Origin of the sequence: Blastococcus haudaquaticus, assembly GCF_900230285.1 — a bacterium.
Lineage (GTDB): Bacteria > Actinomycetota > Actinomycetes > Mycobacteriales > Geodermatophilaceae > Blastococcus_B > Blastococcus_B haudaquaticus.
In genome coordinates, this window is the sequence record NZ_OCNK01000002.1 from 912,646 (window position 1) to 931,681 (window position 19,036).

Annotated in this window: 25 protein-coding genes; 12 read left to right on the forward strand and 13 right to left on the reverse strand. The window is 73.0% G+C overall.

Going from position 1 to position 19,036, the window contains the following annotated elements; translation table 11 throughout:
* Positions 1–56 precede the first annotated feature (56 nt).
* From CRP30_RS11040 to CRP30_RS11050, 3 genes are all read left to right on the forward strand, one after another.
* Positions 57–1,412 carry a glutamine synthetase family protein gene (locus CRP30_RS11040; protein ID WP_097183945.1) on the forward strand — a complete coding sequence of 452 codons (1,356 nt, stop codon included), beginning with the start codon at positions 57–59 and terminating at the stop codon, positions 1,410–1,412.
* 79 nt (positions 1,413–1,491) lie between these two features.
* Positions 1,492–2,862: an aldehyde dehydrogenase family protein gene (locus CRP30_RS11045; RefSeq protein ID WP_097183946.1), complete on the forward strand. Its 1,371-nt coding sequence runs from the start codon at positions 1,492–1,494 to the stop codon at positions 2,860–2,862.
* 82 nt (positions 2,863–2,944) lie between these two features.
* Positions 2,945–3,724, forward strand: a complete 780-nt coding sequence (locus CRP30_RS11050) for a 3-oxoacyl-ACP reductase (protein ID WP_097183947.1) — start codon at positions 2,945–2,947, stop codon at positions 3,722–3,724.
* 13 nt (positions 3,725–3,737) lie between these two features.
* Here the strand turns inward: CRP30_RS11050 and CRP30_RS11055 are convergent, their stop codons facing one another.
* Together CRP30_RS11055 and CRP30_RS11060 are read right to left on the reverse strand one after the other, a co-directional pair.
* Positions 3,738–4,637 (reverse strand): SDR family NAD(P)-dependent oxidoreductase, encoded by a 900-nt coding sequence (locus CRP30_RS11055; RefSeq protein ID WP_097183948.1) that lies wholly within the window; start codon positions 4,635–4,637, stop codon positions 3,738–3,740.
* A gap of 28 nt (positions 4,638–4,665) precedes the next feature.
* Positions 4,666–5,079: a hypothetical protein gene (locus tag CRP30_RS11060; RefSeq protein ID WP_097183949.1), complete on the reverse strand. Its 414-nt coding sequence runs from the start codon at positions 5,077–5,079 to the stop codon at positions 4,666–4,668.
* Positions 5,080–5,217: 138 nt separating this feature from the next.
* On the opposite strand from CRP30_RS11060, the gene CRP30_RS11065 reads away from it, so the two are divergent.
* The 5 genes from CRP30_RS11065 to CRP30_RS11085 all read left to right on the forward strand — a co-directional run bounded on the left by CRP30_RS11065 (position 5,218) and on the right by CRP30_RS11085 (position 7,845).
* Positions 5,218–5,859 (forward strand): hypothetical protein, encoded by a 642-nt coding sequence (locus CRP30_RS11065; RefSeq protein ID WP_235003324.1) that lies wholly within the window; start codon positions 5,218–5,220, stop codon positions 5,857–5,859.
* 42 nt (positions 5,860–5,901) lie between these two features.
* Positions 5,902–6,171: a DUF2277 domain-containing protein gene (locus tag CRP30_RS11070; RefSeq protein WP_097183950.1), complete on the forward strand. Its 270-nt coding sequence runs from the start codon at positions 5,902–5,904 to the stop codon at positions 6,169–6,171.
* A 91-nt stretch (positions 6,172–6,262) separates the two neighbouring features.
* Positions 6,263–6,811, forward strand: a complete 549-nt coding sequence (locus CRP30_RS11075) for a hypothetical protein (protein ID WP_097183951.1) — start codon at positions 6,263–6,265, stop codon at positions 6,809–6,811.
* Positions 6,812–6,842: 31 nt separating this feature from the next.
* Positions 6,843–7,301 carry a PGPGW domain-containing protein gene (locus tag CRP30_RS23020; protein WP_097183952.1) on the forward strand — a complete coding sequence of 153 codons (459 nt, stop codon included), beginning with the start codon at positions 6,843–6,845 and terminating at the stop codon, positions 7,299–7,301.
* Positions 7,302–7,389: 88 nt separating this feature from the next.
* A complete protein-coding gene (locus tag CRP30_RS11085) occupies positions 7,390–7,845 on the forward strand; it encodes a GNAT family N-acetyltransferase (RefSeq protein ID WP_097184135.1) in 456 nt (151 codons plus the stop codon).
* A 4-nt stretch (positions 7,846–7,849) separates the two neighbouring features.
* On the opposite strand, the gene CRP30_RS11090 is transcribed toward CRP30_RS11085, so the two are convergent.
* Positions 7,850–8,740, reverse strand: a complete 891-nt coding sequence (locus CRP30_RS11090; protein ID WP_097183953.1) for a bacteriorhodopsin — start codon at positions 8,738–8,740, stop codon at positions 7,850–7,852.
* A gap of 53 nt (positions 8,741–8,793) precedes the next feature.
* Between CRP30_RS11090 and CRP30_RS11095 the strand changes: the two genes are divergently transcribed.
* Positions 8,794–9,099 carry a hypothetical protein gene (locus tag CRP30_RS11095; protein WP_200814661.1) on the forward strand — a complete coding sequence of 102 codons (306 nt, stop codon included), beginning with the start codon at positions 8,794–8,796 and terminating at the stop codon, positions 9,097–9,099.
* A 7-nt stretch (positions 9,100–9,106) separates the two neighbouring features.
* On the opposite strand, the gene CRP30_RS11100 is transcribed toward CRP30_RS11095, so the two are convergent.
* Positions 9,107–10,486: a hypothetical protein gene (locus tag CRP30_RS11100; protein ID WP_097183955.1), complete on the reverse strand. Its 1,380-nt coding sequence runs from the start codon at positions 10,484–10,486 to the stop codon at positions 9,107–9,109.
* Positions 10,483–10,995, reverse strand: coding sequence for a SigE family RNA polymerase sigma factor (locus CRP30_RS11105; protein ID WP_097183956.1), 513 nt, complete (start codon positions 10,993–10,995; stop codon positions 10,483–10,485). The genes CRP30_RS11100 and CRP30_RS11105 overlap by 4 nt, the downstream gene beginning before the upstream one ends.
* 112 nt (positions 10,996–11,107) lie before the next feature.
* On the opposite strand from CRP30_RS11105, the gene CRP30_RS11110 reads away from it, so the two are divergent.
* The gene (locus CRP30_RS11110) at positions 11,108–11,536 is read left to right on the forward strand and encodes a MarR family winged helix-turn-helix transcriptional regulator (RefSeq protein ID WP_097183957.1); all 429 of its coding nucleotides are present in this window, start codon (positions 11,108–11,110) and stop codon (positions 11,534–11,536) included.
* 10 nt (positions 11,537–11,546) lie between these two features.
* On the opposite strand, the gene CRP30_RS11115 is transcribed toward CRP30_RS11110, so the two are convergent.
* From CRP30_RS11115 to CRP30_RS11125, 3 genes are all read right to left on the reverse strand, one after another.
* Entirely contained in the window at positions 11,547–12,842 is a 1,296-nt protein-coding gene (locus tag CRP30_RS11115) for an RNA polymerase sigma factor (RefSeq protein ID WP_235003325.1), read from the reverse strand.
* Positions 12,839–13,261 (reverse strand): YciI family protein, encoded by a 423-nt coding sequence (locus tag CRP30_RS11120; RefSeq protein WP_097183958.1) that lies wholly within the window; start codon positions 13,259–13,261, stop codon positions 12,839–12,841. The genes CRP30_RS11115 and CRP30_RS11120 overlap by 4 nt, the downstream gene beginning before the upstream one ends.
* A 212-nt stretch (positions 13,262–13,473) precedes the next feature.
* Positions 13,474–13,944 (reverse strand): LppU/SCO3897 family protein, encoded by a 471-nt coding sequence (locus tag CRP30_RS11125; RefSeq protein ID WP_097183959.1) that lies wholly within the window; start codon positions 13,942–13,944, stop codon positions 13,474–13,476.
* Between the two features lie 172 nt (positions 13,945–14,116).
* Between CRP30_RS11125 and CRP30_RS11130 the strand changes: the two genes are divergently transcribed.
* The gene (locus tag CRP30_RS11130) at positions 14,117–14,506 is read left to right on the forward strand and encodes a PaaI family thioesterase (protein ID WP_097183960.1); all 390 of its coding nucleotides are present in this window, start codon (positions 14,117–14,119) and stop codon (positions 14,504–14,506) included.
* A 375-nt stretch (positions 14,507–14,881) separates the two neighbouring features.
* Complete coding sequence (locus tag CRP30_RS11135) at positions 14,882–15,163, forward strand: DUF427 domain-containing protein (protein ID WP_097183961.1); 282 nt, start codon at positions 14,882–14,884, stop codon at positions 15,161–15,163.
* On the opposite strand, the gene CRP30_RS11140 is transcribed toward CRP30_RS11135, so the two are convergent.
* The 5 genes from CRP30_RS11140 to CRP30_RS11160 form a co-directional block, all read right to left on the reverse strand.
* Positions 15,160–15,570 carry a hypothetical protein gene (locus tag CRP30_RS11140; RefSeq protein ID WP_097183962.1) on the reverse strand — a complete coding sequence of 137 codons (411 nt, stop codon included), beginning with the start codon at positions 15,568–15,570 and terminating at the stop codon, positions 15,160–15,162. The two genes, CRP30_RS11135 and CRP30_RS11140, sit on opposite strands and share 4 nt — an antisense overlap.
* Before the next feature lie 162 nt (positions 15,571–15,732).
* Positions 15,733–16,704, reverse strand: coding sequence for a hypothetical protein (locus tag CRP30_RS11145; RefSeq protein ID WP_097183963.1), 972 nt, complete (start codon positions 16,702–16,704; stop codon positions 15,733–15,735).
* 92 nt (positions 16,705–16,796) lie between these two features.
* Complete coding sequence (locus CRP30_RS11150) at positions 16,797–17,552, reverse strand: ABC transporter permease (protein ID WP_097183964.1); 756 nt, start codon at positions 17,550–17,552, stop codon at positions 16,797–16,799.
* Positions 17,549–18,316 (reverse strand): ABC transporter permease, encoded by a 768-nt coding sequence (locus CRP30_RS11155; RefSeq protein WP_097183965.1) that lies wholly within the window; start codon positions 18,314–18,316, stop codon positions 17,549–17,551. The genes CRP30_RS11150 and CRP30_RS11155 overlap by 4 nt, the downstream gene beginning before the upstream one ends.
* Before the next feature lie 16 nt (positions 18,317–18,332).
* Positions 18,333–19,034 (reverse strand): ABC transporter ATP-binding protein, encoded by a 702-nt coding sequence (locus CRP30_RS11160; protein ID WP_200814662.1) that lies wholly within the window; start codon positions 19,032–19,034, stop codon positions 18,333–18,335.
* Positions 19,035–19,036 lie beyond the last annotated feature (2 nt).

Genomic DNA, 19,036 nt, shown 5'->3' on the forward strand with positions numbered 1-19,036 from the left:
CTACTGTCCGGCCTCTGGCCCGCGCACCGGGGGCCACCGGACGGAAGTAGGTCTGCATGAACTCCCCCGTCCTGTCCGTCGAGGACCTCCGGCACCTGGTCGACCGCGGCGACGTCGACACCGTCCTGGTCGCGTTCACCGACATGCAGGGCCGGCTGCAGGGCAAGCGGCTGCACGCCCGGTACTTCCTGGACGTCGTCCTCGAGCACGCCACCGAGGGGTGCAACTACCTGCTCGCCGTCGACGTCGACATGAACACCGTCGAGGGCTACGCGATGTCGTCGTGGTCGACCGGCTACGGCGACTTCGTGATGCAGCCGGACCTGTCCACGCTGCGCCCGGTGCCCTGGAACCCCGGCACGGCGATGGTGCTGGCCGACCTCCGCTGGGAGGACGGCAGCCCGGTCGTCGCCTCGCCGCGCCAGGTGCTCGCCCGCCAGACCGAGCGCCTCGCCGAGGCCGGGATGGCCGCCTTCGTCGGCACGGAGCTCGAGTTCCTGGTCTTCCGGAACACCTACGAGCAGGCCTGGGACGCCGGCTACCGGGGCCTGACGCCGGCCAACCAGTACAACGTCGACTACTCCGTCCTGGGCACCGCTCGGATCGAGCCGCTGCTGCGGCGCATCCGCAACGACATGACCGGCGCCGGGCTCGTCGTCGAGTCGGCGAAGGGCGAGTGCAACCCCGGCCAGCACGAGATCGCCTTCCTCTACGACGAGGCGACCCGGACCTGCGACGGCCACGTGATCTACAAGAACGGCGCCAAGGAGATCGCCGCGCAGGAGGGCATGGCGCTGACCTTCATGGCGAAGTTCGACGCCCGCGAGGGCAACTCGTGCCACATCCACTGCAGCTTCCGCGGCACCGACGGCGGCCTGGTGATGGCCGACGGCGACGGGATGTCCGCGCTCGGGCGCTCCTTCGTCGCCGGCCAGCTCCGGTACATGCGCGAGCTCACCCTGCTGCTGGCGCCGAACATCAACTCCTACAAGCGGTTCGTCGAGGGCTCCTTCGCCCCGACGGCGCTGCGCTGGGGCCGGGACAACCGCACCTGCGCCTTCCGGCTGGTCGGCCACGGCGCCTCGCTCCGGCTGGAGAACCGGATCCCGGGCGGCGACGTGAACCCCTACCTCGCGACGGCGGCCGTGATCGCCGCCGGTCTGGCGGGCATCGAGGAGCAGCTGGAACTGGAGCCCGCGTTCGAGGGCAACGCCTACGTGGACCCCGACGCCGAGCACATCCCGACGAGCCTGGCCGAGGCGCTGGGCCTGTGGCGCGGGAGCGATTTCGCCCGCCGTACATTCGGCGACGACGTGGTCGACCACTACGCCAACATGGCCGCCGTCGAGGTGGCGGCCTTCGGGCGGGCGGTCACCGACTGGGAGAGGTTCCGGGGGTTCGAGCGCCTGTGAGCGGACAGGGGCGTGAGCATCGCAGCGAGCGCCAGCGAGCGACGAGCGGAGCGTCCCGCGGGAGCGAACGGGAGGCACTGTGAGCAGTACGTCCTTCGACGTCGTCAACCCGGCTACCGAGGAGGTCGTCTCCACCGTCTCCCTGGCAGGTGTCGAGGAGACCGACGCGGCGGTGGCCCGGGCGCGGAAAGCCTTCGAGTCGTGGCGGCACGTCGCCCCGGCCGACCGCGGCGCGATGCTGCGCCGGTTCGCCGAGGTCGTCGATGCGCACGTCGAGGAGCTCGCCCGGCTGGAGGTGCGCAACTCCGGCCACACCATCGGCAACGCCCGCTGGGAGGCCGGCAACGTCCGCGACGTCCTGACCTACTACAGCGCGGCACCCGAGCGGCTGTTCGGCCGGCAGATCCCGGTGGCCGGCGGGGTCGACATCACCTTCCACGAGCCGCTCGGCGTCGTCGGCGTGATCGTGCCGTGGAACTTCCCGATGCCGATCGCCGGCTGGGCGTTCGCCCCGGCGCTGGCGGCGGGGAACACCGTCGTCCTCAAGCCGGCCGAGCTGACCCCGCTCACCGCGCTGCGGCTGGCCGAGCTCGCACTCGAGGCGGGACTGCCCGAGGACGTGTTCACCGTCCTGCCCGGCAAGGGCTCGGTCGTCGGGCAGCGGCTGGTCGACCACCCGGACGTGCGCAAGATCGTCTTCACCGGCTCCACCGCCGTCGGCAAGGGCGTGATGGGCGGCTGCGCCGACCGGGTGAAGCGGGTGACCCTCGAGCTCGGCGGCAAGAGCGCGAACGTCGTCTTCGCCGACGCCGACCTGGAGAAGGCCGCCGCGAGCGCGCCGGGCGCCGTCTTCGACAACGCCGGCCAGGACTGCTGCGCCCGGTCCCGCATCCTGGTGCAGCGCTCGGCCTACGACCGCTTCCTGGAGCTGCTCGAGCCGGCGGTCACCGGGTTCCGCGTCGAGGACCCGTCGCTGGACACCGCGCAGATGGGCCCGCTGATCAGCCGCGGCCAGTGGGACCGGGTCGCCGCCTACGTGCCCGACGACGCGCCGGTGGCGTTCCGCGGCACCGCTCCGGACGGTCCCGGCTTCTGGTTCCCGCCGACGGTGCTCGCGCCCGTCGACCCGCAGGCGCCCGCGGTGACCGAGGAGATCTTCGGACCCGTCGTCGCCGTCGTCCCCTTCGAGGACGAGGACGACGCCGTGCGGATCGCCAACGAGGGCGAGTACGGCCTGTCCGGCTCCATCTGGACCCGCGACCTGGGACGGGCCCTGCGCGTCTCCCGCGGGATCGAGGCCGGGAACCTCTCGGTCAACAGCAACTCGTCGGTGCGCTACTCCACGCCGTTCGGCGGCTTCAAGCAGTCCGGCCTCGGCCGGGAGCTCGGGCCGGACGCGCTGCACTCGTTCACCGACGAGAAGAACGTGTTCATCGCGACGGAGGAGTGAGCGAGTGGACAGGGACGTGAGCATCGCAGCGAGCGCCAGCGAGCGAGGAGCGGAGCGTTCCGCGGGAGCGAGAGGTGATGCAGTGGCAGAAGCGACCGTTCGGCGGCTGGTCGACCGGGTGGCGGTGGTGACCGGCGGGGCGAGCGGCATCGGGCTGGCGACCGCCCGCCGGTTCGCGTCGGAGGGTGCGCGCGTCGTCGTCGGCGACGTCGACCCCGAGAGCGGCAAGGCGGCCGCGGACGAGGTCGGCGGGCTGTTCGTGCAGGTCGACGTGACCTCGCCCGAGCAGGTGGACGCGCTGTTCGCCGCCGCGGTCGACACGTTCGGCGGGCTGGACATCGCCTTCAACAACGCAGGCATCTCGCCTCCGGACGACGACTCGATCCTCACCACCGGGCTGGACGCCTGGCGCCGCGTGCAGGAGGTGAACCTGACCTCGGTCTACCTCTGCTGCAAGGCCGCGATCCCGCACATGCAGGCCCGCGGCCGCGGCTCGATCATCAACACCGCGTCCTTCGTGGCCCGCATGGGCGCGGCGACGTCGCAGATCTCCTACACGGCGTCGAAGGGCGGCGTGCTGGCGATGTCGCGCGAGCTCGGCGTCCAGTTCGCGCGCGAGGGCATCCGCGTCAACGCCCTCTCCCCCGGGCCGGTCAACACCCCGCTGCTCCAGGAGCTCTTCGCCAAGGACCCCGAGCGGGCCGCGCGGCGCCTCGTCCACATCCCGGTCGGCCGGTTCGCCGAGCCGCACGAGATCGCCGCCGCCGTCGCCTTCCTGGCGTCGGACGACTCGTCGTTCATCACGGCGTCGGAGTTCCTCGTCGACGGCGGGATCAGCGGCGCCTACGTCACGCCGCTGTAGGCGTCGCCGCCGGTCAGATGCTGCGCCAGCGCCCCTCGGTGGCGTTGCCCGCCGGCTTGGACTCGAAGACGTTCCCCTCGGTCGGCGCCACCTGGTCGTTGGCCACCGCCATGACCTTGAACAAGGGGCCGACGAGGTAGTCGAAGACCCCGGGAACCAGGCGGAAGCCGGCGGTGATCAGCGGGTTGAGAAGCCCGGCCTGCACCACCCGTCGTGGCCGGTCCAGCGTGGACAGCACGGCGCGGGCGACCCGCTGCGGCGAGTAGACGGGCGGCGGCGGCCGGCCGGTGCTGCCGGTCACCGTCGCGCCCTGGAAGTAGATGGGGGTGTCCACTCCTCCGGGCTGTACGGCGGAGACCGAGATGCCCGGCTCGTCGCGCGTCTCCTGCTGGAGCACCCGGATGAGCCCGAGCTGACCCCACTTGGCGGTGACGTAGCTGCCCATCAAGGGCGCGGCGATGTTGCCGAGCAGCGAGTTGACGACGACGAGGTGCCCCGCGCCCTGCTTCCGGAACAGCGGGAGGACCGCGCGGGCCACGTTCGCCGTGCCGTGCAGCGACACGTCGACGACCTGCTCGTACACGTCCTTCGGCACGTCCTCGATGCGGCCGTAGGCCATCACCTGGGCGGCGTGGACGACGGCGTCCAGGCCACCGAACTCGGCGACGGCGTCGTCGACCGCGGCCTGCAGCGCGTCGCCGTCGGTCACATCGGCGGGGCGCACCAGCGCTGCCGCGGCACCGGCCGCCAGCGCCTCGGCGGCGGCCTCCTCGAGCGATTCGCGGCCGCGGGCGACGAGCACCAGGGACGCCCCGCGACCGGCCAGCTCCACCGCGGTCGCGCGACCGATCCCGCTGGAGGCTCCGGTGATGAGGACGCGCTGCGGATCGTCGGGAGCGGTAGGTGTCGGCACGAGGACCCGCTACCCGGTTGACCAGCGGTCATGCGGGTGGTGCACAACCCGTCTCGTCGAGCGCCGCCAGCAGCCAGCCCGGCCCGGCCACCTGCGTCCCGGATGGCAGCCGGGCGCGCAGGCCGCGGTCCGCCGTGACCACGAGCAGCGGCACGCCCGCCTCCACCAGGTGCGCGGCGCAGTCGGACAGCGCGTCGTCCCCGCTGCGGGCGGCGCGCTCCACCTCGACGCCCTCCGGTGCGGGGACGTCCCGCGCCTGCCCCTCGACCACGGCGACCACGCGTTCGCACCGCACGAGGGAGCCGTCAGGCGCGGGCAGCGTGCGGCCGGGCAGCGCGGCCAGGCGGGACAGGAGGCGCCCGGTCGCGCCCGGGCGGTCCCGCCACCACCCGTCGGGACGGGAGCCGACGACGTTCGCCGCGTCGACCAGCAGGACCGTCACGACGTCCTCCGTCCGGGTGGTCGGCGTCGCCCGACCGGGCTATCTGTCCCACGTGCCCGTTTGGGCTCCGCGGCACGGGTCATCCGGGCCTCCGGCAGGGGGATCCACGCAGCTCGACCGGCACGAAGGAGTCCCATCATGACCGCAACCGGACCCACGAGGCACGACGGCTCCCAGCACGACGCCACCCAGCAGATCCCCCGCGCCGACACGGCGCCGACCGGGCACGACCCGCGCGCCGCGGTGGCCGCGCAGCGAGCGGCCTTCGGCGGGGTCAAGGGGGGTGCCGCGTTCTTCGGCTGGCTGTCGGCGAACGGGCTGGCGGTGCTGCTCATCGCCCTCCTGTCCGCCGCCGGAGTGGCCCTGGGCCTGGCCCAGGGCATCGACAGTGCCGACGAGGCGGCCGAGCAGGCGGAGACCCTCGGCCTCGGTGGCGGCATCGCCGTCCTCGCCGTGCTGTTCCTCGCCTACCTCGCCGGTGGCTACGTCGCCGGGCGGATGGCCCGGTTCGACGGTGCCCGGCAGGGTGTCGCGGTCTGGCTGATCGGCCTCGTCGCGGTCCTGGTCCTCGCCGCGCTCGGCGCGATCCTCGGCGCCCAGTACAACGTGCTGCAGGACCTGAACCTGCCGCGCATCCCGATCGACGAGGGCACCGCCACCACCGCCGGGATCGTCACGCTGGTCGCGATCCTGGTCGTCACGCTGCTCGGCGCGATGATCGGCGGCAAGGTCGGCGAGCGCTACCACCGCAAGGTCGACCGCGTCGGCTTCACCGCCTGACGGACGCTGGGCACGACGGCTCCGCGCTCCTACGCTGCAGGTATGTGCCGGAACATCCGCCCACTGTCCAACTTCGAGCCGCCGGCGACCCACGACGAGGTCGAGGCGGCGGCGCTCCAGTACGTCCGCAAGATCAGCGGGACGACGAAGCCGTCGCGCGCCAACGCCGAGGCGTTCGACCGCGCCGTGGCAGAGGTGGCCGAGGCGTCCGCCCGACTGCTCGACGCGCTGGTCACCACCGCGCCGCCCAAGGACCGGGAGGTGGAGGCCGCCAAGGCCCGGGAGCGGGCGGCGTTGCGCTACGGAACGTGAGTCCCCGCCTTCGATTGCACACAACGGGCGTGGCGGTGAGAGCCGGCGGGTAGGGAGGACGGGTCCCCCACCCCGTCCGAGGAGTTCCGTCATGGCCCGCAACACCCTCTCCCGTTCCCTGCACGACCTGGGCCTGTCCGCCTGGTTCGGCGGCACGCTCGCCAACGCCGTCGCGCTGAACGCCGCCGCCGCCGAGGCCGGCACCGATGCCGCCACCGGCCGCGTCGCGAACGCCGGCTGGGACCGCTGGACCCCGGTGAACGCGGCCGCCATCGGCGCCCACCTCATCGGCAGCGTCGGCCAGCTGCGCGCCAACAAGGACCGCGTCGCCGCCCAGCAGGGTGTCGCCGGCATGTCGACCCTGAAGACGCTGATCACCGCCGCCGCGCTCGGGGCCACGGCCTACAGCCGGGTGCTCGGTCAGCGGGTTTCGTCGGCCGAGAACCCGCCGTCGAAGCGTGGCACGAAGCCGAGCCGCCGCACCAAGGCCCTGGCCCCCGACGTGGCCGCCGCCCAGCAGCAGCTGGACACCCTGCAGTGGGTCATCCCGGCCCTGACCGGCACCCTCGTGGCCATCAGCTCCTACGCGGGCGAGCAGCAGCGGCCCAGCGAGGTCGCCCGCGGCGTGTCGGCGTCCTGATCACCGTCCGACGATCGAGCACTGGGACCGCGTGACGCAGACGGTCGGCCATCCGCGGTCGGACTCCCCCGGGGCGACCCGGTGCCCCGACTGCACCGACGGACTCGGTCAGCCGCGCCCGGTGAAGCCGGGCTCCTTGCGGGAGCGGATGCACGCCAATCCGGGGCTGCTGCTGTCCTGGCGGATCGGCGTCTTCGTCCTGGGCCTGCTCTTCATGCTCCTCGGCATCGCGCTGACCGCGCTGCCGGGCCCGCTCACCATCCCACCGGTGCTCGTGGGTCTGTGGATCTGGTCCAGCGAGTTCCAGTGGGCCGCGCGCTTCTTCGCGGTCTTCAAGCGCAAGGCGCAGGACGCCTGGCGGCACGCGAAGCAGCACCCCGTGTCCTCCGCCGCCATCACCGCGGGCGGGCTGGCTGCCGCCGGCGTCGCCTTCTGGGCGGTCGGGCACTACCAGCTGGTCGACCAGGCGAAGGTCGCCTTGGGGCTCTGACCCCGGGCGACCCGTCAGCGGGTGGGCCACCGTGCCCTGCGGGGTGCCCGACTCCGGGCACCCCGCAGCAACCGGCTACAACTGCCGCATGAGCGCCAGCACCGCCGACCCGTTCACCCTCCGCCGGGCTCCGTTCGCCGAGCTGACTCCGTTCGAGGTGTACGCCCTGTGCCGGTTGCGCGTGGACGTCTTCGTGGTCGAGCAGGAGTGCCCGTACCCGGAGCTCGACGGCCGCGACACCGAGCCGGCCACCGTGCACCTGTGGCTGGAGTCCGACGGCCAGGTGGCCGCCACCATCCGGGTCCTGGACGACGGTGCGACGCGGGCGATCGGCCGGGTGGCGACCGCCGCCGGCTTTCGGGGCCAGGGTCTCGCCGCCCGGCTGGTGCACGAGGGCATCGCGCTCTGCGAGGGCTTTCCCGTCACGCTCGGCGCGCAGGCCCACCTGCAGGGCTGGTACGAGCGGTTCGGCTTCCGGCTCAGCGGCCCGGGCTACGTCGAGGACGGGATCCCGCACGTGCCGATGCGGCGGGAGCCGGCCTGACGCCTCACGCGCGGTGCCCGTCGGGGCGCGCCACCCCGCGGAGCTCGGGCAGCACGCCGTCGCTCTTGTGCACGTGGCTCGACCAGACGGGCTCGTGGTGGGTGTCGGTCCCCGCGGCCACGTCCTCAGCGGTGCGCAGCTTCGCCACCTTGTGCACCAGGACGCCGAACCCGACCTTGGCGACGACGTCGGCCGCGGAGTACGCCACCTGCATGGACGTGAACCAGGCGGGGGTGACGTCGGCGAACACCGGGACGGCGTAGACCAGCGGATAGACCCCGAAACTGGCCAGCAGGACCGTGGCCGCGTTCCGGAGGCTGGCTCCCGCCTCGGCACCCATCGTGGGCAGCGACCTCCGCACCGCGCCGATCAGGGCGACGTACAGGTAGACGAAGAAGACGGTGCTGATGAGCCCCCACACCACCAGCGCGGTCCGGTCGCGGCCCTCCGACAGGACCTGCGACCCCAGGTAGCCGGTGACGATCATGAGGAACGCCGCGGCCATCGTCCGGAAGCGCAGCGCGCGGGCCGCGGCACCCGCCACCGAGCAGACTGCCAGCAGCTCCACGGTGAGCAGCGGGACCGTGACCGACCAGTCGATGTACCGCGTCGCCTCGGAGGTCCGGGCCTCCTCGTTCGGGACGTACACCTCGCCCTGGAGCGAGAAGCCGCTGTCCCAGTCCTGGTAGAGCAGCGCGTAGGCCAGCGCCGCGACCCCGGCCAGGCACAACCCGGCCAGCGCCGACGGCCGGTACCGGACCGACACCTCGTCCTTGCTGTTCCACGCGTAGACGAAGTACGCGAACAGCGCGAACCCGGCGCCGAGCAGCGCGAACTGGACGACGTCGTAGAGACCCAGCGACATGGTCTGCAGCTCGGGCGTGGGCGTGTCCATGCGAGCGCCCTACCCGTGCTGTCCCTCCACAACCGACCGGCAGGATGTCGGCCGTGGACCCCACCACCCTGCTGCGCGCGGCGGCCGACCGGCTCGAGACGCTCGCCGCCCGCACCACCGGCGGCGACTGGGGCAGCGGGGGCCTCCTGGCCAGTCGGCCGGAGGTCGTCGCCCACGCCGAGGACGGCGGCACCGAGCACGTCGCCGAGGCGCGGGCCCGGACGGCCGAGTGGATCGCCGCCCTCTCCCCCGCCGTCGCGCCGGCGCTGTCGGCCTGGCTCCGCGCGGCGGCGGCCCAGCCGCCGATCGACCCGGCGGCCGTCGACGCCGCCCGGGCCCTCCTCCGGCGCCTGCCCTGAGCTCCGGTCAGTCGGCCCCCCGTCCGCCCAGGGTCACGATCTCGTCCTGCCGGACGCCGATGACGGCCTGCTCGGTGAATTGCTGACCGGCGATGAACGACCGCAGCACGCCGTCCACGGGCGCCGGGCGGGCAGTCACGAACCCGCCGACCTCCCCGATCTCCACGGCCACCGTGCCGTTCCGGTCGCTGACCTCGAGCCTGTCGAGCGTCCCCGGCCCGTACAGGACGAGGAGCGGCTCCCCGCCGCCGTCCGGACCCTGCAGCCGGCACTCGGCGGCGACGGCCACGGTCGCCAGGTCGGTCCCGGCCGGGTGCGCCTGCATGCCGCAGGAGCCGGCACTGCCGGAACCCGAGGTCTGCATGTCGGCCCAGCTCAGGCTGACGACGACCGCCCCGTCGGGCAGCGTGACCGCGAGGACGACGCCGTCGACGGTCCCGTCCCCCGCGTCCTGCGGGAGGGCGCCGGAGAACAGGAGGTCGAGCTGCACCTGCTCCCTCGTCAGCCCGGTCTGCGCGAGGACGCCCTCGAGCGCCAGGTCCACGGCCTCGGGCACCGGCGGCTCGCTGTCGGGGTCCAGCGGGGTGAGCACGGGCGGGCTCCATACGAACTCGGTCGCGAAGCTCACCGGCACCGGCCGGCTCTCCACGACGCCGCCGTCGCGGACCACCCGGTAGAGGCCGGAGCTGCCGTGGACCGTGGGCCGTCCGACGGACGTCAGCGCGACGCCGTCGGTGACGGTCAGGGGGGTGAAGTCGCGGCGCACCGAGCCGTCGGCGCCGACCTCCACCCGGGGTGACAGCTCGACGCCGTCGCCCGGAGTCACGAGGACGAGGAGCACGTCGCCCGGCGCGGGGACGTGCGCCGAGGAGGCGGCGTCGTCGAGCCGTTCAGCGGGCCCGTCCGCCACCAGCGCCGCGGGGTCGGCACCCACCGGGCCGGTGAACCACTGGCCTGCCACCTGGTCGTCGACGGGGCCCCGCCCGAGGACGAGCGCGCGTCGGCTCCCCTCCACGTCACCGAGGAAGGCGACCTGCCGATCCTCGACCGCGGGCGCCGCGCTGGGCGTCGTCCAGGCCAGACGGCGCACCGCGTCGAGGGCCGACGGGTCGTCGGCCAGCGAGCCCCGCGTGGGCCAGTCGAGGACGGCGGCCTGGGCCTGGGCGACGTCCACGTCCGGGGCCGCGCGTCCCGACGGCCAGACCGCGGGAAGGACGACGGCGATCAGCGCAAGGCAGGCCGCAGCCACGAGGAAGACGGAGCGCCGCCGTCGATGCACCGCGGCCGTCCGCACGACGGCGTCCACCGCGGCGTCGTGGTCCAGCAGCGCCGTGCCCCCGCGTCCGGCGGCGCCGTGCAGCAGATCCCGCAGCTCGTCCTCGTTCACGACACACCTCCGGTCGGGCGCAGGGCGGGGTCGGCGGCCAAGGCCTCGCGCAGCCGGCCCATCGCCCGGGACGCCTGGGTCTTCACGGTGCCGACGGAGCAGCCGAGCAGCTCCGCGGTCTGCGCCTCGCTCTGGTCCTCGTAGTAGCGCAGGACCACCACGGCGCGCATCCGTGGCGGCAGCGCCCGCAGGGCCTCGATCACGACGGTGCTCCTCTCCGGGTAGCGGTCGTGGTGCGGCTGCTCGGGCAGGGCGTCCATCACCTGCTCCGTCGAGAGGAGGCGCCGCCGCCAGCTGGTGGCGGTCGTGACGAGCACCCGCCGGACGTACGCCGTCGGATCACCCCGCCCGGCCACGCGGTCCCAGTGCCGGTAGGTCTTCAGCAGCGCCGTCTGCACCAGGTCCTCGGCATGACCATCGTCCCCCGTCAGCAGGTACGCCGTCCGCAGGAGGGCGGCGCGCTGCCGGACCACGAAGTCGCGGAAACCCGTCTCGTCCTCGGTGGCCACCGCACTCCTCTCCCCGTCTGCCCCCTTGCACGCCGTGGGGGTCCCGGAAGGTTGACACCGGTGGCCGGGCGGATGATGAGACGCCTAACGGTTAGACGTCTAAGGTTGCCGGATGACCGCTCCGGAGGAATCCCTCGGCCTCCTCATCGGCCGCGTGGCCAAGCAGTTGAGCCGGTCGTTCGACGACGTCCTGGTCGCCGCGGGCGGCTCCACCCCCGTCTGGCAGGTGCTGCGCGCACTCACCGGCGGCGACCACCGCACCCAGGCGGAGCTCGCCGCCGCGATCGGCGTGCGGCAACCGACCCTCACCCACCACCTCGACGCGATGGAGCGGGCCGGGCTCGTGACCCGGGAACGCGAGGACGCCAACCGCCGGGTCCAGCGCGTCACCGTGACGGAACCCGGGCAGCAGCTGTTCCTGCGCCTTCGCCGCGCCGCTGCCTCCTTCGACGGCCGGCTGCGCGCCGGGCTGGCCGACGCCGACGTCGCCGAGCTGCGCCGGCTGCTGGCCCAGCTGGAGGAGAACGCGCAGCCGGACTGAGCGAGCCGGGTCAGGCGCCGAGCCGGGGACCGCAGGCGGCCGCGCGGTCGAGCAGCAACGCCCGCTCCCGCTCGTTGCGGGTGAGGGTCGCGGCCCGCTCGAACTCCGCCCGCGCCTCGTCCCGCCGTCCCAGCTGCTCGAGCAGGTCGCCCCGCACCGTGGGCAGCAGGTGGTACCCCTGTAGCGCCGACTCACCGGCCAGGGCGTCGACCAGCTGGAGACCGGCACCCGCCCCGTACGCACGGGACACCGCCACGGCCCGGTTCAGCTCGACGACCGGCGAGCGGGTGAGCTCCGCGAGCGCCTCGTAGAGCGCGGCGATACGTGCCCAGTCGGTGTCCTCGACGCTCGCCGCCCGTGCGTGGCAGGCGGCGATCGACGCCTGCAGCGCGTACGGGCCCAGGGCGGCGCCGGCGTCCTCGGCCCGCTGCAGGGCGGCGAGCCCGCGGCTGATGAGCACGCGGTCCCAGGTCGTGCGGTCCTGGTCGGTCAGGGTGACCGCCTGGCCGTCGGGACCGACCCGCGAGGCGAGCCGGGACGCCTGGATCTCCATCAGCGCGACCAGCCCGTGCACCTCGGGCTCGCCCGGGACCAGCCCGGCGAGGATGCGGCCGAGCCGCATGGCCTCCTGGCAGAGCGACGGACGGATGAGGTCCTCCCCCGCCGTGGCCGAGTAGCCCTCGTTGAAGACGAGGTAGAGCACCTCCAGCACGGAGGCGATGCGGGCGGTGAACTCCTCGCCCGCCGGCATCTCGAACGGCACGCGCACGGCGGTGAGCGTGCGCTTGGCCCGCACGATCCGCTGCGCCAGCGTCTTCTCGGGCACCAGGAACGCGCGGGCGATCTCGTCGGTGGTCAGACCACCGACCAGCCGCAGCGTCAGCGCCACCCGCGCCTCGCGGGAGAGCACCGGGTGGCAGGAGATGAACACCAGCCGCAGGACGTCGTCCTCGACGACCTCGTCGAGTGCGGCGGCCCAGTCCTCCTCGACGGCCTCCCGGTCGACGAGGTCCCGGCCCAGCTCCTCGGTCTTGCGCTGCAGGTTCTGCGACCTGCGGAAGGTGTCGATCGCCCGGTGCTTGGCGATGGCCATCAACCACGCGCCGGGCTTCGCCGGGACACCGGTCTCCGGCCACTGCTCGAGCGCCGCGACGAGCGCGTCCTGGGCCAGCTCCTCGGCCAGGCCGACGTCGCCGGTGACGCGGGCGAGGGCACCCACGATGCGGGCCGACTCCATGCGCCAGACGGCGTCGACGACGCGGTGCAGGTCCGCGGTCGACGCCGTCGGCGCTGGAGGCGTGGTCACTCGGCGCGCTGGGCCGTGGTCTCGCGGAGCGCGTTCTCCTTGGCCTGGAGCTCCTCGGTGAACGCCTCACCGAAGTCCTCGGCGGTCGAGAACGGGCGGATCTCCAGCTCGCCGCCGCGGAACGGCGCCTTGCGGGCCCACTCGATGGCCTCCTCGCGGGAGGAGACCTCGAAGACCCAGTAGCCCGAGACCAGCTCCTTGGTCTCGGCGAAGGGGCCGTCGACGACCGTGGCGTTGCCGTCGGAGTCGAACTGCACCCGGGCGCCGTGCTTGCTCGGCCGCAGGCCGTCGCCGTCGAGCATGACGCCGGCCTTCACGAGCTCCTCGTTGTAGGCGCCCATCGCCTCGAGCATGTCGGTGCTCGGCATCGTGCCCTTCTCGCTGTCCTCGGTCGCCTTGACGATCACCATGAAACGCATCGCTGCTCTCCTCTGCCGGTGAGCGAGGGCCGGTCGTCGTGTCCGGCGTGGACCCCGCTCTACTGACACGTCGAACGACCACCGCGGGAATCGACACGTCGTCGAAAAATCTTTTCAGACACCGTCGCACGCCGGGGTCGGCGCCTCGTGCCGGACGCACGAGTGCCCCGCCGGCGGACCGGCGGGGCACTCGGGCGAGCGTGGAGCAGGCGTCAGACCGACGCGGCGCAGTAGATGGTGCCGGGCTCGGTCTCGGTGGTGCCCTCCCAGAGGACGTACTCGGTCTCCTCGAAGAAGTCGGCGCAGAAGTCCTCGGCGGGAGCCGCCTCGAACTCCGAGTAGGTCATCTCCTGGTCGTCGATGCCGACGATCTTGTACTGCGCCTCGTCCGCGCCGCAGTCGACGACCTCGTAGTCGGTGGTGCCCTGCGTCTGGATGCAGTCACCGACCTCGGAGGCCCCGGCGCCGAACCAGCCGGTCAGCGAGCCGATGCCGATCACACCGGCCGCGACCACTGCGCCACCGATCGGCAGCCACTTCTTGGCGCCGCTCTTCGTCGGCTGCTGCTGCGGAGCGCCCGGCGCCCCACCCTGCGGCGGCGCCCCACCCTGCGGCGGCGCCCATGCGCCGTCGGGGGTACCGGGCTGGCCGGCCGGCGCGTTGGGGTCGTAGGGGTGACTCATGCGTGCTCCTGAACGTCTGCTGGGAGTGGTGCGATCGCCGCAGATCATCACCGACGACTGCCCGACCAGGGCGAACACAGGGCGGCCGCACGGTAACGATGCGTTCCGGAGGTCCCGGCGGCCCCACCGGCCCCTCCCGCGTGGCCGACGGCGACGCGGGTAGTGGAGGCGCATGGCGGACGACGGGGCAGGACACGGCACGGGCGGTTTCGCGGAACGGATGGGTGCGCGGGCGGAGGTCGCCGACGACGGCTCGGCCCGGCTCGCCTTCACCGCGCTGGACGAGCACCTCAACCAGGCGGGCACCCTGCACGGCGGCGTCCTGGCCACCCTCGTCGACACCGCCATGGGGGCAGCGGTCCGGTCCACGACGGAGGACGACGTGCCGGCGACGAGCCAGCTCACCGTCACCTACCTCCGGCCCGGCACGCCCGGCGACCTGAGCGTCACGGCTCGGGTGCGGACCCGCGGCGAGCACCTGACGGTGTGCGAGGCCGACGTCGAGCAGGACGGGAAGAGCCTCGTGCACGCCGTCGCGACGTTCGCGCTGCTGCACCCCTGAGGCGCCCGGGCGGGACACAGACCCGTGCGGGGGACGCGGGGGGCTGGCGCACCTGAGTAGCGTCAGGGGAGACCGAATCTCTGCTACCTGGGAGGCACCCCGTCGCCATGCGGCCCGGACGATGCGCTGAAGCCCATCTGGGCTGCCCCTGCCGGGGCGACCAGACGATCCACGAGGAACGGTCCAAGGAGATCAGCGAGGCACGCGCGAACGGGCAGGAGTCCGTGGAGTGCCCCGAGTGCGGAGCTGCCACCAGTCCGCTGAACATCGTGAGCTGGGGGCACTGCCGGGCCTGCCGGACCGCCCAGTCACGGGAGATGTACCCCCTGCGCTGGTGATCTCCCTCCGGCCGCGCGCCCGGAGGATGATCAGGGCATGACCACTGCCAGCTGGAACGGGACCGTCATCGCGGAGTCCGACGACATCGTGACCGTCGAGGGCAACGCCTACTTCCCGCGGGACGCCGTGCGCGCGGACGTGCTCCGCCCCTCGGAGACCCACAGCGTCTGCCCCTGGAAGGGCACCGCGTCCTACTTCGACCTCGAGGTCGACGGCCAGGTCAACGCCGACGCTGCCTGGTACTACCCGACGCCGAAGGACGCGGCCCAGGAGATCACCGGCCGGGTGGCGTTCTGGAAGGGCGTCGAGGTCCGCTAGCGAGCGGGCCGCGTGCCGGCCAGTTCGCGCGCCGCCGCTGCGGCGTCGGCGTCCAGCTGGCGGGAGACCGCCTCCTGGAAGGAGTCGTAGGCGGTGTCGGGCGAGGTGCCCAGCGCGGTACCGATCTGTTCCCAGTCGGCGCCGCCGCGGAGGGCGGCGCGGATGCCGATGAGCTGGCTGTCGTGGGCCTTGCGCGAGACCACTTCGCCCAGCGCCAGGAGCTCGAGCGCCTCGTAGGTGTCCAGCGAGGTGTCGATGGTCTTGAGGGAGCTCCAGTCGTCCTCGTCCGCGTCGTGGACGGTGTTGAGCGCGGTGTCGCCGCTGTCGCGGCGGCTGAGGAAGTCCAGGCGGGTCGCGGCCGTGGGGAGCGAGAACTCCGCTTCCAGGGTCTCGGGGGTGATGCTCATGCCCAGAGACTTCCCCGCTCGGCTCGGCGCGCCAAACTCCCGCCCCGCGTGACCCTCGATACCCCGCGGTACCCCAGCGGGGCGCTACGGAGTGGACCCGGCCGCACACGCGGCAGGGCCCGCACCCAGTGGGGTGCGGGCCCTGCCGATGCTGCGTGGGGATCAGCTGGAGACGCCCACGGCCTCCTTGGCCAGGGCGGCGAGCTGGGTCTGCGCGGCGCTGACGACGTTGGCGCGGGCCTTGTGCGCCTCCTCGTAGGCGACGATCACGCGGATGTCGTGCGGCTCCTTGAGGCCCTTGATGGCCTTCACGGCGTCACCGACCGAGAGGTTGTCGAAGTTCTTGATCGGCAGCTCGGAGGCGGCGACGTCGCCGAGCTCCTCGCGGGCGGCCTTGGCGGCCTCGGCCACGTCCTTGTTGCCCTCGCGCTTGGCGACCTGCTCGGCCTTGCGCAGCGAGGCGCTGCGACCGGCGGTCAGGGTCTCCTTGACGGCGTCGGTCAGGGCGACGGCGCGGTCGGTGACGGCGGAGAACCGGTCGGAGGTCTCCTCGCCGGCGTTCTTGACGGTGTCGACGGCGTTGTTCACCGTGTTGGCCCAGAAGCGGACCGGCGCGTTGACCGCGCGGGCCACGCCGCCGGCAACCTTCTGCACAGGGGTGGCGACGAGGGCGGCGGGGCCACCGAGGGCCTCCTCCGCCAGGACGACGGTCAGCCACTCGACGGTCGCCTGGTGGGCGGTGATGAGCTTCTCGGCGAGCTTGCGCACCTTGGTCTCCTCGGCCGACTCGGCGAGGACCTTCACGTAGGTGGCGCGGTCGAGCAGCTGGTGCTCGAGCGACAGGTCGGTCAGCAGGGCCTCCTCGAGGGGGGCGGCCTGCTCGAAGGTGGCCTTGAGGACGGCGCCGAGGCGGCCGAGCGCGGGGGTGACGACGTCCGGCACGCCACCGAGCGACCGCAGGGCCTCGGTGATCTCGATCGTGCGAGCTGCGGCGTTGTCGGCGTTCTGCGTGAGCTCGCGGCGGACGGCGTCGGTCCGGGCCTGCGAGATACGGGTACGCGCGACCTGCTCCTCGGTCTTCGTGAGGAGGACGAGGGCGCGAAGCTGGTTGACGATCTTGTTGTTGTCGGTCATGACTCCTTCATGCCCCACCGATGGCGGGTGCTAACTACAGCAAGCGCATTGCTAGCAGTGAGGCTCGTCACGAGCCCCCGTCCGTCGGCGCCTCAGCCGATGCGCGCCAGCCCCGCCCGCTTCTCCAGCCAGACCATGCCGGAGTTCAGCAGCAGACCGACGACGCCCATGACCACGACGATCCCGAAGACGTCCGCGGAGCGGTATCGGCTTCGCGCCTCGATCACCAGCGAGCCGAGTCCTCCGTTGCCCGTCATCATCTCCGCCACCAGGGCGACCACGAGCGCGATCGCCAGGCTGATGCGCACGCCGGTGACGATGCCGGGCAGCGCGGCGGGCAGCCGAACCTTGAGGGTCGCCGCCACGGGCCCGAGCCGGTGCACGCGCGCCACGTCGACGAGCGTCCGCTCGATGCCTCGCACCCCGTGCACGGCGCCGAGCAGGATCGGCCACACGGCGGCGAACATGATGGCCACGAGAGCGAGCGTGTGGCCGATACCCACCAGGATCATGAGCGCTGGGATGACCGTGACCGTGGGCATCGCGCGGAAGAACTCCAGGCTGGGCCGCGTGACCTCGTCGGCGATGCGCGAGGCACCGATGAGCATGCCCACCGGGACCGCGACCACGATGGCCAGCAGCAGTCCGAGGAGGGCGCGGACCGTGGTCTCCCCCGTCGCCTCCAGCAGCCCCCCGTCCTGCAGCATGTCGTAGCCGGCCTCGGCGATCCGGCTGGGCGCGGGCACGAACACCGGGTTGACCCAGCCGGCTTGTGCTGCGAGCTCCCACAGGCCCAGCAGCGCCAGCGGGACGGCGAGCGCCTGGCCGATCCGCAGCACCCTCGTCATCGGGATGCCGCCGGCAGCGCGCCGCGTTGCGGGAGGGCGCGCTGGGCGAGGTTGATCAGGGTGTTCACGACGACCCCCAGGAGACCGATCCAGACGATGTAGGCGTACATCGACGGCAGTTGCAGCGCGTCACCCGCGAACCGGACCTCGTGACCGAGGCCGGCGGGCACAGCGAGCATCTCGACGGCGATGACCAGGATCAGCGCCAGCGCGGCACCGACCCGCAGACCGACGACCGTGGCGGGTATCGCGCCCGGCACGAAGATCTTCGTCAGCCTCGCCAGCGGGCTCAGCCGCGCGATCCGGGTCAGGTCGTCGTAGCGGGTCCGCAGGGACTCCGACGCGGCCGCCACGTTGAGCAGCACCGGCCAGACGGCGGCGAAGACGGCCACCGTCACCTCGCTGCCCGCACCGAACCCCATGACCAGCAGGACCACGGGGATCAACGCCACCGGCGGGATGAACCGCAGGCTGTTGATGGACGAGCCCAGCAGCCGCCCCATCGTGGGCGACATCCCGACGACGGCCCCGATCACCACTCCCAGCACCGCGGCGATCGCCGTGGCGACGAGCGTGATCAGTAGGGTGTGGGCGGTCGCCGACCAGAGCCGGTCGGAGGTGAGCTCGCCACCGAGAGCCGTCGCGACGTCGGCTGGCGCCGGGACGCCGGCCACGCTGCCCGACGCCGCGGCCAGCGCCCAGCCGAGCACCAGGACCGCGACGCCGCCGAGGCCCAGGACGACGGCCCTGACCCGTGACCTCACGTCGTGCCCCTCGCCATCACAGCGACCGGATCGTCTCGAACAGCTCGAAGCGCAGCCGCACGAACTCGTCCTGGGCCCGGGAGCGCCCCTGGTCCCGAGGCCGCTCCAGCGCCACCGGCACCTCTCGGACGACGTTCGCCGGATTGCGTCGCAGCACCACCACCCGATCGGCCAGGTAGATCGCCTCGTCGAGATCGTGGGTCACGAACAGGACGGTCGGGGCCAGCTCGTGCCACACCTCCAGCAGGCCGTCCTCCAGGGCGAAGCGGGTCAGCGCGTCCAGGGCAGCGAACGGCTCGTCCATGAGCAGGATTGACGGCCGGGCCACCAGCGCCCGGGCGATCTGCAGCCGTTGCTGCATCCCGCCCGACATCTGGCCCGGGTACAGCCGCTCGACATCGGGCAGGTGCACCCGACGCAGCACGTCCTGGACCATCGGTCCGCGCAGCCGACGCGGGACGCCGGCCGCCTCCAGCCCGAACTCGACGTTCTTGGCCGCCGTCCGCCACGGGAGCAGCGCCCGGGCGTGGTCCTGGAACACGAAACCCAGATCCTCCGGAGGCCCGTTCACCACCGTCCCGTCGACCCTGATCTCGCCGGCGTCGGGCCGGAGCAGCCCGGCCAGCAGCCGCAGCAGGGTCGTCTTGCCACAGCCGGAGGGGCCCACGACGCAGACGAACTCACCCGGACGGACCGAGAAGCTGAGGTCCTCGATCACCG

What these genes read in the sequence shown, in the direction of transcription:
- CRP30_RS11040 (WP_097183945.1), top strand. Translation starts at nt 57, where the DNA reads ATGAACTCCCCCGTCCTGTCCGTCGAGGACCTCCGGCACCTGGTCGAC.
- CRP30_RS11065 (WP_235003324.1), top strand. Translation starts at nt 5,218, where the DNA reads ATGACCGCAACCGGACCCACGAGGCACGACGGCTCCCAGCACGACGCC.
- CRP30_RS11070 (WP_097183950.1), top strand. Translation starts at nt 5,902, where the DNA reads ATGTGCCGGAACATCCGCCCACTGTCCAACTTCGAGCCGCCGGCGACC.
- CRP30_RS11075 (WP_097183951.1), top strand. Translation starts at nt 6,263, where the DNA reads ATGGCCCGCAACACCCTCTCCCGTTCCCTGCACGACCTGGGCCTGTCC.
- CRP30_RS11085 (WP_097184135.1), top strand. Translation starts at nt 7,390, where the DNA reads ATGAGCGCCAGCACCGCCGACCCGTTCACCCTCCGCCGGGCTCCGTTC.
- CRP30_RS11090 (WP_097183953.1), bottom strand. Translation starts at nt 8,740, where the DNA reads ATGGACACGCCCACGCCCGAGCTGCAGACCATGTCGCTGGGTCTCTAC.
- CRP30_RS11110 (WP_097183957.1), top strand. Translation starts at nt 11,108, where the DNA reads ATGACCGCTCCGGAGGAATCCCTCGGCCTCCTCATCGGCCGCGTGGCC.
- CRP30_RS11120 (WP_097183958.1), bottom strand. Translation starts at nt 13,261, where the DNA reads ATGCGTTTCATGGTGATCGTCAAGGCGACCGAGGACAGCGAGAAGGGC.
- CRP30_RS11125 (WP_097183959.1), bottom strand. Translation starts at nt 13,944, where the DNA reads ATGAGTCACCCCTACGACCCCAACGCGCCGGCCGGCCAGCCCGGTACC.
- CRP30_RS11130 (WP_097183960.1), top strand. Translation starts at nt 14,117, where the DNA reads ATGGCGGACGACGGGGCAGGACACGGCACGGGCGGTTTCGCGGAACGG.
- CRP30_RS11135 (WP_097183961.1), top strand. Translation starts at nt 14,882, where the DNA reads ATGACCACTGCCAGCTGGAACGGGACCGTCATCGCGGAGTCCGACGAC.
- CRP30_RS11140 (WP_097183962.1), bottom strand. Translation starts at nt 15,570, where the DNA reads ATGAGCATCACCCCCGAGACCCTGGAAGCGGAGTTCTCGCTCCCCACG.
- CRP30_RS11145 (WP_097183963.1), bottom strand. Translation starts at nt 16,704, where the DNA reads ATGACCGACAACAACAAGATCGTCAACCAGCTTCGCGCCCTCGTCCTC.
- CRP30_RS11150 (WP_097183964.1), bottom strand. Translation starts at nt 17,552, where the DNA reads ATGACGAGGGTGCTGCGGATCGGCCAGGCGCTCGCCGTCCCGCTGGCG.